The sequence below is a fragment of the Streptomyces viridosporus genome (assembly GCF_002078235.1).
Lineage (GTDB): Bacteria > Actinomycetota > Actinomycetes > Streptomycetales > Streptomycetaceae > Streptomyces > Streptomyces viridosporus.
In genome coordinates, this window is record NZ_MSGP01000234.1 from 1 (window position 1) to 9,786 (window position 9,786).

Here is a 9,786-nt window from a genome sequence, read left to right on the forward strand (position 1 = left end):
ACAGGGCTTCGACGGGGGGCTGGACGCGCTGCGGAGGAACTTCGGCGGCGAGGTGGCCGAGGACGAGCCGGCCGCCCCGCAGCAGCAGCCGCAGGCGGGCGCGGCCGTGCCCGGTTTCGCGCCGCCCGCCCAGGCCGCCGCGCCGCCCGCGTTCGGAGTGCCCGGCGCCGGCTCCGGGCGTGGAGCCGGCGCCGGGCACTCCGAACGCGGGCGGCGCGGCGGCCTGGGCGGGCGGCGCGAAACCGGGCACGGCCGCGCCCGCCTGCGGCTGCTGCTGCGGGGCGGCCGGCTCGTCCTCGGCCACCTCGCCGCCGAAGTTCCTCAGCAGCGCGTCGAGCCCCCCGTCGAAGCCCTGTCCGACGGCGGCGAACCGCCACACGTCCTTGAGGTAGAAGTCGCCGAGCATCACGGCCCGCTCGGTGGAGAACTCCGCGCCGTCGAAGGGGTAGCGGGCCACCTCCTCGCCGCCCGCGACGATGCGGATGTATCCGGGACCGATCTGCGACATCTGACCGGCGCCGTCGATGGTCGCCGTGAAGGACAGCTTCCTGATCTGCTGCGGGATCCGGTCCAGCGTCACCCGGAAGGACTCCGTGTCGCCGGCCTGCGCACCCAGGAGCCGGATGGACTCCTCGGGGGACTTCGGCTGGTTGTAGAAGACGAAGTACCGGTCGTCCGAGAGCCGCTCGTCGGCGTCGAGACCGAAGCAGCTGATGTCGAAGGTCAGCCCGGGCCCGGAGATCTGCACGCCTACGTACAGATCCGTGCCCGCGGTGAGGTCACTGATCCTGGCCTTGTGGCCGCGTTGGAATTCCCTGGCCATGCGTACGACCGTCCCCCATCCCGAATGCGAGTGCGTCGCGCCAGGCTAACGGCAACCTGCGACACCGGACGAAGCCGGTACGGGCAGTCGGTACAGACCCGGTACACAACGCGTACGCGACCCCGCGGCGCGTTCGTCCCGGACGGGGCTCAGCCGTCGTGGACGGCCGGCACGCGGGGCAGCCGCTCGGCCGCGACCACTCCTTCGAGGTACCCCCTGGCCCGCTCGGTCTTCGGGTACGCCTCCAGCAGCCGCCAGAAGCGGGGCCCGTGCCCGGGCACCAGCAGATGCGCCAGTTCGTGGCACAGGACGTAGTCGACGACGTACTCGGGCATGCCCTGCAGCCGGTGCGACAGGCGGATGCTGCCCTCGGACGGGGTGCACGATCCCCAGCGCGTGTTCTGGTTGGTCACCCAGCGCACCGACGCGGGGCGGGCCCGTCCGTCGAAGTACTGGGCGGACAGCCGCTGGGCACGCTCGGCCAGCTCGGTGTCGCCGAGCGCCCGCCGGCTCTCCTGGGCGGCCAGCTTGTCGAGCATGACGGTCACCCAGCGCTGCTCCTCCGCCTCGGACATCCGGGCGGGGATGAGCACGACGGTGCGATCGCCTTCGCGGTACGCGGAGACCGTCCTGCGGCGGCGGGTGCTCCTGCGGACCTCGATCGCGCTCGCCCGTGAGCCGTTCGTCGGCTGACTCGTCGTGCTGCGCTGTGGCTTTCCGGCGCGGTGCAGTGGGTCGGCGGGCACGCCCCGACGGTACCCGCTGCACCCGGGGAAGTCCCGGCTCCGGGACGGTTCGATGATGATCCTCCCACCGGGCGCCGGATTTGTACGATTAATTCCCTTGTCTGTGGACAACTCTCGGCGGCCGACCCGCTCGTGCGGACATGCTTGGCACTTGCCGGCCGGGCACGAGTCGTCCCGGACCAGGCATACGGGAACGATCCAGGACGTACGGGGGTCTGTCATGCATCCGATGGTCAAGCCGGCGCTCAGGCGGGGATGGCGCGATCTCCACACGGTGCAGTTCGGGATGACACCGGCACACGCCTTGACGCTGGGGCCGGTGGACACGGCGACGGGCAGCTTCCTCGACCTGCTCGACGGCACCCGCGGCCTCGAGCTCCTGCGCGAGGAGGGGCGGCGTATGGACCTGCCCGACGGCCACGTCGACCGGCTCGTACGACGGCTGTCGCGGGCCGGGCTCCTGGACGACTCCCGGGGCGGCGGACCGGACGCCGACGCCCTGCGCGAGAAACGGGAGGTCCTCGACCGGCTGCGCCCGGACCTGGCCGCCCTGACCCTGACCACCTCCGAACCGGGCGAGGCGCTCGGACGGCTGGCGGCGCGCGGCAGCATGCGGGTGCAGGTGAGGGGTGCGGGCCGGGTCGGCGCGGTACTGGCGGCGCTGCTGTCGGGGGCCGGGGTGGGCGAGGTCGACGTGCGCGACGTCGGACAGGTCGAACCGTGGGACGTCGCACCGGGCGGACTGCCCGCCGAGGCCGTCGGCGACCGCAGGGACGAGACGGCCCGCCGCGTCGCACGCCGGGCCGCACCGGACCGGCCGCCGCGCCGGACCGTCCGGTCGCCGCTCGGGGAGGCCGCCCCCGGTTTCGGTCTGGTCGTCCTCGCCCCACGGGACGACGTCGCCGTGCACGCCCCCGATCCGTCGGCCGTCGAACCCCTCCTGGCTTCGGGCACGCCCCACCTCCACGCGGGTGTCGTGGAGGGAACCGGTGTGGTCGGTCCGCTCGTCCTGCCCGGCGAGACGAGTTGTGCGGGCTGCCTTCAGGAGGACCGCACCGACCGGGACCCGACCTGGCCGCGCCTGGTCGCCCAGTGGCGTTCCGGGCGGCAGCGGCGAGTGGGAGCATGTGAGCTGACGCTCGCCACGACGGTGGCCTCCCTGGCGGCCGCCCACGCGCTCGCCTTCCTCGACGGCGGGGTTCCCTCCAGCGCGGGTGCCCGCTGGGAGGTCTCCGTCCCCGGTCTGCACTGGCACGCCCGGCCGGTCCGGGCCCACCCCGCGTGCCCCTGCGGAGCGGCGGACAGGGGTAAGGAAGAACACATCTCCGAGGACGAGGGATCGCACGAGACAATGGCCGCGCACGGGCCGTCGGAGGGGTCGCGCCGCGAGGCGGGCACGAAGCGGCCGGCAGGGACTTGGAGGGCGCATGTCTGATCTTCCCCGGAAGGCGGTCACCCGGACCGCCAAGCTGGCCGCGCTCCCGCTCGGCTTCGCCGGGCGGGCTACCTGGGGACTCGGCAAGCGGATCGTGGGTGAGTCCGCGGAGATCGTCGGCCGCGAACTGCAACAGCGCACCGCCGATCAGCTCTTCAAGGTGCTCGGCGAGCTCAAGGGCGGCGCGATGAAGTTCGGCCAGGCCCTGTCGGTCTTCGAGTCCGCCCTCCCGGAGGAGGTCGCCGGGCCCTATCGCGCCGCGTTGACCAAGCTCCAGGAGGCGGCCCCGCCCATGCCGACCCGCACCGTCCACACGGTGCTTCAGGAGCGGCTCGGCGAGGACTGGCAGGAGCTGTTCCTGGAGTTCGAGGACAAGCCGTCCGCGGCGGCCTCGATCGGCCAGGTGCACCGCGGCGTGTGGCACGACGGCCGCGAGGTGGCGGTCAAGGTGCAGTACCCCGGCGCCGGCGAGGCCCTGCTGTCCGACCTCAGCCAGCTGAGTCGCTTCGCCCGGCTGCTGGGCCCGCTGATCCCCGGAATGGACGTCAAGCCACTGATCGCGGAACTCAAGGACCGCGTCTCGGAGGAGCTGGACTACGGCCTGGAGGCCCAGGCCCAGCGGTCCCACGCCGAGGAGTTCGCGGACGACCCCGACGTCGTCGTGCCGGACGTGGTCCACCAGGGCGAACAGGTGTTGGTCACCGAGTGGATGGACGGCATACCGCTGGCGGAGATCATCTCGGACGGCACCGAGGCCCAGCGCGACCGGGCCGGTCAGCTCCTGGCCCGCTTCCTGTTCTCCGGCCCCGCGCGCACCGGTCTGCTGCACGCCGACCCGCATCCCGGCAACTTCCGTCTGCTTCCCGGCGGTCCGGACGGTGAGGACGACTGGCGCCTCGGCGTACTGGACTTCGGCACGGTCGACCGGCTCCCGGGCGGACTGCCCGCCCCCATAGGCGAGGCCCTGCGGATGACCCTGGACGGCGAGGCCGAGGCCGTCTACGACATGCTGTGCGCGGAGGGCTTCGTCAAGGAGACCATAGAGCTGGACCCCGACGCGGTCCTCGACTACCTGCTGCCGATCATCGAACCGGCGCAGGTCGACGAGTTCACCTTCACCCGCGGCTGGATGCGCAGCCAGGCGGCCCGCATCGCCGACATCCGCTCGCCCGCCTACCAGTTGGGCAAGCAGCTCAACCTGCCCCCGGCGTATCTGCTGATCCACCGGGTGACCCTGAGCACCATCGGGGTGCTGTGCCAGCTGGGCGCGACGGTGCGGCTGCGGGACGAACTCGAGCAGTGGCTGCCGGGCTTCGTCCCGGAGGAACCGGCGGCCGAGGAACCGGCGGCCCGGGCATGACCCGCGCCGCCCCCGACCGCCGCTGCCACCCCTGCGAGCCCGGGCGGCCCTACGAATCTGGGCGACCCTGCGCATTCGGATGGCCCTGCGAGCCCGGGCGATCCTGCGAATCCGGGTGACCCTGCGAATCCGGGCGACCCTCGGCGCGCGGAGGACCGCGGGAGCACGTCGCGCGGTAACGGCGGCAGCTGCCTCTCCCCCAACGCGCCGCGGGGGCCGGGCCGTTCGCACGGCCCGGCCCCCGCGGGAAGGGTTCGGCCCCCGGACGGGGAGGCCACCGCTCCTGGTGGGATCGGTTACTGCATGACCGCCATGGCGAGCGCGCGGCGGGCGCGCCGGGAAGCGCGCTCCGCCCGGCGCTGCATCCGGCGAGCGGTCACCAGGCGTACCGCCCGGCGCTCCCGCTGCGCCTCCTGCAATCGCTCGTGCATATGCGCACGGGCCATGGCTTCTGGGATGAGTTGCATCTCTCGGGTCCTGTTCTGGCGCGAGTCGTTCGCACCGCTGGTGGTGAAGTCTTCGGTCGCGGAGCCTGCGGGCTCGTGGGTGGACGGCGTCATCGGGGCCTGCTTCTGGGGGTCGTGCGTGAGGGGGCGGTCGATCGTTCCTGGGGCGTTCATGCCGTGACCGGGTTCTTGCGCGGGCGACCACGCGGCCGCTTCCGGGCGACGACGACTCCCTGGACGAACAGCTCGCCGCCCCAGACGCCCCAGGGCTCACGCCGCTCCTTGGCACCGGCGAGGCATGCCTCGACCAGCGGGCAGGTGCGGCAGAGGGACTTGGCGTACTCGACGTCCGCCGGCGACTCGGCGAAGAAGACCTCCGGGTCGTACGAGCGGCACGGAACGGGTACGCCGAGGTTCTCGATGGCGTCGTCGAGCGCGGTGAGCGCGGTGAGCGGAGTCAAGGTCGGGTCCTCCGTGGAGCCAGGCTTGGGGATCGTGTCGGAAGGCGGTACGGACGGGGCGTGCGCTTCGAGTTGCACGGTTCGTCTTCCTCGTCTGGTCGTGTCCGGCCGGTTGGCCGGGGTGGCGGCTGGTACCGGGTTCTTTTCTTGTCCCGAGGCGTCTTCGGTCCGTCGTCCCCGTTCGGGGAAAACAGAAGGGCCGCGGATCCCGGATGGGGTTCCGCGGCCCTGAAGGCGCCGGCCTGATCGCGTCAGGCTGGATCACTCCAGGGTTCTGGCCCACGGAAGGCCCACATCAGGTGGTGCTGCGTCGTCTGCTTCCGGAATCCGGCACCGGCCGCCGCAAAGGCATAGGCCTGCGCCTGTGCCACTACTGCTTCCAGTGCCTCGGCCGGTCGCTCATCGCGCTCACGGACGGCAAGAGCCGCGGGAGCAACGGAGGACGCCGGGCGTGCGGCACGGATGCCGGACAGACCGGTGCCCTGGTTCGAGGCGCCGAGCATGCACAGGGAGACAGCCGAGCGATCGGTCACTTTGACGATGGAGCTGGTGTTGATGCTGATCACTGGGCTCGCCTCCTCTCGGCGCTTCGGGGACCGGCGCGAGCCGGTCCGGTGGATGTGCAAGTACAACACGGAATCAGGGCCTCTGAGAAGCCGCTGTTCCCGTGCCTAAGAACCTATGGGGATCGCTGGGGCATACGCAAACTATTTTTTCGACGAGTCCGCATCAGTCCTGTTCTCGGTCCTCGGCGGTCTCCCGGCCTGCGCAGATGGCCAGAACATCCGCCCCGTAACGGCCCAGCTTGCGCACGCCCACCCCGGGGATGCGGGCGAGCTCGTGCTCGTCCTCGGGCACCGCCTCGGCGATGGCCACCAGCGTCTTGTCGGTGAAGACGCAGAAGGCGGGCTGCCCGCTGCGCCGTGCCTGACCGGCGCGCCACGCGTGCAGCCGCTCGTAGAGGCCCTCGTCCATGTCGGAGGGGCAGTCCTCACAGCGCATCAGCTTCATCTCACCCGCGTCGGTCAGCGTGCGGCCGCAGACCCGGCAGCGGGCGGGGCTGCGCTGTCTGCGCCCCCGGCCCGGTGCGGCCGGGGCGGACGCCGCCCCGGAAAACCCGCGCTCCACACCGCCCGTGCCGGCCGCGCCACCGCGGCCTGCGGCGGTGCCCGAGCCGGGGCGCAGCCCGTCGAGGAAACGGCTGGCACGACGGTTCGGCCGACCGCCGGGCGAACGGGAGAGCGCCCAGGAGAGGTGGAGACGCTCGCGGGCCCGGGTGACACCGACATAGAGGAGACGGCGCTCCTCCTCCACCTGCTCGTCGGTCTTTGCGTAGGTGATCGGCATCATGCCCTCGGCCACACCGACCAGGAAGACGGCGTCCCACTCCAGGCCCTTGGCCGAGTGCAGGGAGGCGAGGGTGACGCCCTGCACGGTGGGGGCGTGCTGGGCGCCGGCCCGCTCGTCGAGTTCGGCGACGAGGTCGGCGAGGGTCGCGCCCGGCCTGGCGGCGGCGAAGTCCTGGGCCAGGTTCACCAGGGCGGCGAGCGACTCCCAGCGCTCCCGGACCGCGCCCGAGCCGGCCGGCGGCTGCGGCGTCCAGCCCTCGCCCGACAGCACGGCGCGCACCTGGGAGGGCAGGTCGGGGGCGTCGTCGAGAAGGGCGTCGTTGCCGCCGAAGCGGGCCGCCCCTCGTAGGGCGATGCCCGCCTTGCGCACCTCGGGGCGGTCGAAGAACCGCTCGGCACCGCGCAACTGGTAGGGCACCCCGGCGTCGGCGAGGGCCTGCTCGTAGGTCTCGGACTGGGAGTTCGTGCGGAACAGGACGGCGATCTCGCTCGCCGGGACCCCGGAGTCGATCAGCTCACGGATGCGGCGTGCCGCGCCCTCGGCCTCCGCGGGTTCGTCGGTGTACTCGGTGAACACCGGCTCGGGCCCCGCCGCACGCTGGGAGACGAGCTCCAGCCGGTGGTCGGCGGCGCGGCCGCGGGCCTGCGCGAGCAGGCCGTTGGCCAGACGGACGACCTGGGGGGTCGAGCGGTAGTCGCGCACCAGCTTGACCACGGTGGCCCCGGGGTGGCGGGTGCGGAAGTCGAGCAGATGGTCGGGGGTTGCGCCCGTGAACGAGTAGATGGTCTGGCTGGCGTCGCCGACCACGCACAGGTTCTCCCGGTCGCCGAGCCACAGTTCCAGCAGGCGCTGCTGGAGCGGGCTGACGTCCTGGTACTCGTCGACCACGAAGTGCTGGTACTGGGCGCGGACCTGCTCCGCGACATCGGGCCGGTCCTGCAGGACGGCGACGGTCAGCAGCAGCACGTCCTCGAAGTCGATGACGGCGCGCTCGCGCTTGAGGTCCTCGTAGGCGGAGTACAACTGGGCGATCTCGGCGGGATCGCGGGGCGCCTCCCGGCCGGCCTTGACGGCCGCCGCCGCGTAGTCGCCCGGGACGGTCTGGGTGACCTTCGACCACTCGATCTCGGCGGTGACGTCCCTCAGCTCACCCCGGTCGAGCCGGATGCGGCAGGCGACGGCCGCGTCGGCGACGAGCTGGATCTTGCGGTCGACGAGCCGGGGCATGGCGCCCCCGATCGCTTTCGGCCAGAAGTACTGGAGCTGGCGCAGCGCCGCCGAGTGGAAGGTGCGCGCCTGGACGCCGACGGCGCCGAGCTGGCGCAGCCGGCCGCGCATCTCCCCGGCGGCGCGGTTGGTGAAGGTGACGGCGAGCACACTGGAGGGCTGGAGGATGCCGGCACGTACCCCGTAGGCGATCCGGTGCGTGATCGCCCGGGTCTTGCCGGTACCGGCGCCCGCCAGCACGCACACCGGACCGTGCAGGGCGGTGGCCACCGCGCGCTGCTCGGGATCGAGCCCGTCGAGCACCGCGTCGGCCGAGTCCGGTACCTGCGGGAAGAGGGTGGAGTGCGTTGCTGCTGTCACACGGCCATGCTGCCAGGTCGCCTGGGACGGGTGAGCCGGTTGTCCACAGGGAGGGCCGCGCGGTCGTACCGGTGCGGCGGACGTCACGTCGGGAACGCGTCAGGACAGCGCCCGCGGAGGCGGGGGCGGGAATGGTGGCGCTTTCAAGTACGTTCCCCGGGTGCAAGGACTTCCCCGGGCCACCGAAGGAGCACGAGAGACATGCCGGGCACTGTGACGATGTACAGCACCACGTGGTGCGGCTACTGCCGTCGGCTGAAGAGCCAGATGGACCGCGAGGGCATCGCGTACACCGAGATCAACATCGAGCAGGACCCGGAGTCCGCGGCGTTCGTGGAGAAGGCCAACGGCGGGAACCAGACGGTTCCGACGGTCCTCTTCCCCGACGGCTCGACGCTCACCAACCCGTCGCTGGCGCAGGTGAAGCAGAAGATCGGCGCCTGAGCGGCGCGCGGAGGAGCGGTGGTGTCCTTCCCCGGGCCGGGGGCGGACACCACCGCTTCTTCGTATGTCCCGCCGGAAGGCGCCTCTGTCCCGTCGGAAGGCGCGTCCGGTCAGAAGGCGCTGCGGGTCGGCAGGTCCTTGCCGTACCAGCGCTCGATCAGACGGGCCGCGATCGAGATGCCGTAGGGCGGGAGCACCTCGCCCGACGCGAAGGCGGCATCGAGCTCGTCGCGGGAGAACCAGCGGGCCTCGTGGATCTCGTCGCCGTCGACGTCGATCCCGGTCGAGGTGGCGCGGGCGACGAAGCCCAGCATGAGGCTGGACGGGAACGGCCAGGGCTGGCTGGCGACGTACTCGACCTCGCCGACGTCGATGCCGACCTCCTCGTGGACCTCGCGGCGCACCGACTGCTCGATGGACTCGCCGGGCTCGACGAATCCGGCGAGGGTCGAGAAACGGCCCTCGGGCCAGTGGACCTGGCGGCCGAGCAGGATGCGGTCCTGCTCGTCGATCACGGCCATGATCACGGCGGGGTCGGTGCGCGGGTAGTGCTCGGCGCCGCAGGCGGGGCAGCGGCGGATGTGGCCGGCCGCGGCGATGACGGTGCGCTCGCCGCAGCGGGAGCAGAAACGGTGCAGTCGCTGCCAGTTCTCGAGGGCGACGGCGTGCACCATCAGACCGGCGTCCCGCGGCGACAGGAGCAGCCCCGCCTCGCGCAGGCCCGCCGGGCGGGCGGACTCGTCCATGCGTCCGGGCAGGGAGTCCTTCTGGAGGGCGAAGTAGCTGACGCCGTCCTCGTCGGTGCCCAGGAAGTAGCGGTGTGCCTCGGTGAGCGGGGCCTCGAAGGACGGGGTCATGACGATCTCGGTGCGCCCGTCCGCCGTCTCGTCGATGAGGACCTGGCCGCCGGAGACCACGAAGCAGCGGGTCGAGGGGTGGCTCCACGCCGCCGCGAGCCATGCCTCGTCGAGCCGGTGGTGGGCGGCGCGGTCGATGCCGCTCGGGGCGGTGAGCGAGATGGGGCGGTCGGCGGTGTGGTCGGTCCAGGTGGTCACGGGTGCTTCCAACTCCCCCGGGGGAACGGATCGGGTCGGCGGGCGGTTCGGCGGGACGGGCGGCGGGGGCGGCCGGGCC

The 9,786-nt window shown here is 72.4% G+C and carries 9 protein-coding genes and 1 pseudogene; 3 read left to right on the forward strand and 7 right to left on the reverse strand.

Annotated elements, in window-relative coordinates; translation table 11 throughout:
- Together B7L92_RS17260 and B7L92_RS17265 are read right to left on the reverse strand one after the other, a co-directional pair.
- Window positions 1–823: pseudogene (locus B7L92_RS17260) on the reverse strand (TerD family protein); the annotation flags it as partial.
- 149 nt (window positions 824–972) lie between these two features.
- Window positions 973–1,569, reverse strand: a complete 597-nt coding sequence (locus B7L92_RS17265; protein ID WP_081238490.1) for a M48 metallopeptidase family protein — start codon at window positions 1,567–1,569, stop codon at window positions 973–975.
- A 220-nt stretch (window positions 1,570–1,789) separates the two neighbouring features.
- On the opposite strand from B7L92_RS17265, the gene B7L92_RS17270 reads away from it, so the two are divergent.
- Together B7L92_RS17270 and B7L92_RS17275 are read left to right on the forward strand one after the other, a co-directional pair.
- On the forward strand, window positions 1,790–3,004 hold the full coding sequence (locus tag B7L92_RS17270; RefSeq protein ID WP_081238491.1) for a TOMM precursor leader peptide-binding protein: 1,215 nt from the start codon (window positions 1,790–1,792) through the stop codon (window positions 3,002–3,004).
- Complete coding sequence (locus B7L92_RS17275; protein WP_081238492.1) at window positions 2,997–4,364, forward strand: ABC1 kinase family protein; 1,368 nt, start codon at window positions 2,997–2,999, stop codon at window positions 4,362–4,364. The genes B7L92_RS17270 and B7L92_RS17275 overlap by 8 nt, the downstream gene beginning before the upstream one ends.
- A gap of 296 nt (window positions 4,365–4,660) precedes the next feature.
- Here the strand turns inward: B7L92_RS17275 and B7L92_RS17280 are convergent, their stop codons facing one another.
- The 4 genes from B7L92_RS17280 to B7L92_RS17295 all read right to left on the reverse strand — a co-directional run bounded on the left by B7L92_RS17280 (window position 4,661) and on the right by B7L92_RS17295 (window position 8,208).
- The gene (locus B7L92_RS17280) at window positions 4,661–4,984 is read right to left on the reverse strand and encodes a putative WhiB-interacting protein (RefSeq protein ID WP_081238493.1); all 324 of its coding nucleotides are present in this window, start codon (window positions 4,982–4,984) and stop codon (window positions 4,661–4,663) included.
- On the reverse strand, window positions 4,981–5,349 hold the full coding sequence (locus B7L92_RS17285) for a WhiB family transcriptional regulator (protein ID WP_004983671.1): 369 nt from the start codon (window positions 5,347–5,349) through the stop codon (window positions 4,981–4,983). Before B7L92_RS17285 ends, B7L92_RS17280 begins: the two co-directional genes overlap by 4 nt.
- A 173-nt stretch (window positions 5,350–5,522) precedes the next feature.
- A complete protein-coding gene (locus B7L92_RS17290) occupies window positions 5,523–5,837 on the reverse strand; it encodes a hypothetical protein (RefSeq protein ID WP_081238494.1) in 315 nt (104 codons plus the stop codon).
- A gap of 163 nt (window positions 5,838–6,000) precedes the next feature.
- Window positions 6,001–8,208: an ATP-dependent DNA helicase UvrD2 gene (locus tag B7L92_RS17295; RefSeq protein WP_107501514.1), complete on the reverse strand. Its 2,208-nt coding sequence runs from the start codon at window positions 8,206–8,208 to the stop codon at window positions 6,001–6,003.
- Between the two features lie 201 nt (window positions 8,209–8,409).
- Here B7L92_RS17295 and B7L92_RS17300 point away from each other — a divergent pair, with 201 nt between their 5' ends.
- On the forward strand, window positions 8,410–8,652 hold the full coding sequence (locus tag B7L92_RS17300; protein ID WP_004983675.1) for a mycoredoxin: 243 nt from the start codon (window positions 8,410–8,412) through the stop codon (window positions 8,650–8,652).
- Window positions 8,653–8,762: 110 nt separating this feature from the next.
- Here B7L92_RS17300 and nudC read toward each other — a convergent pair whose 3' ends face one another.
- Entirely contained in the window at window positions 8,763–9,707 is a 945-nt protein-coding gene (gene nudC, locus B7L92_RS17305) for an NAD(+) diphosphatase (protein ID WP_081238496.1), read from the reverse strand.
- Window positions 9,708–9,786: the final 79 nt, after the last annotated feature.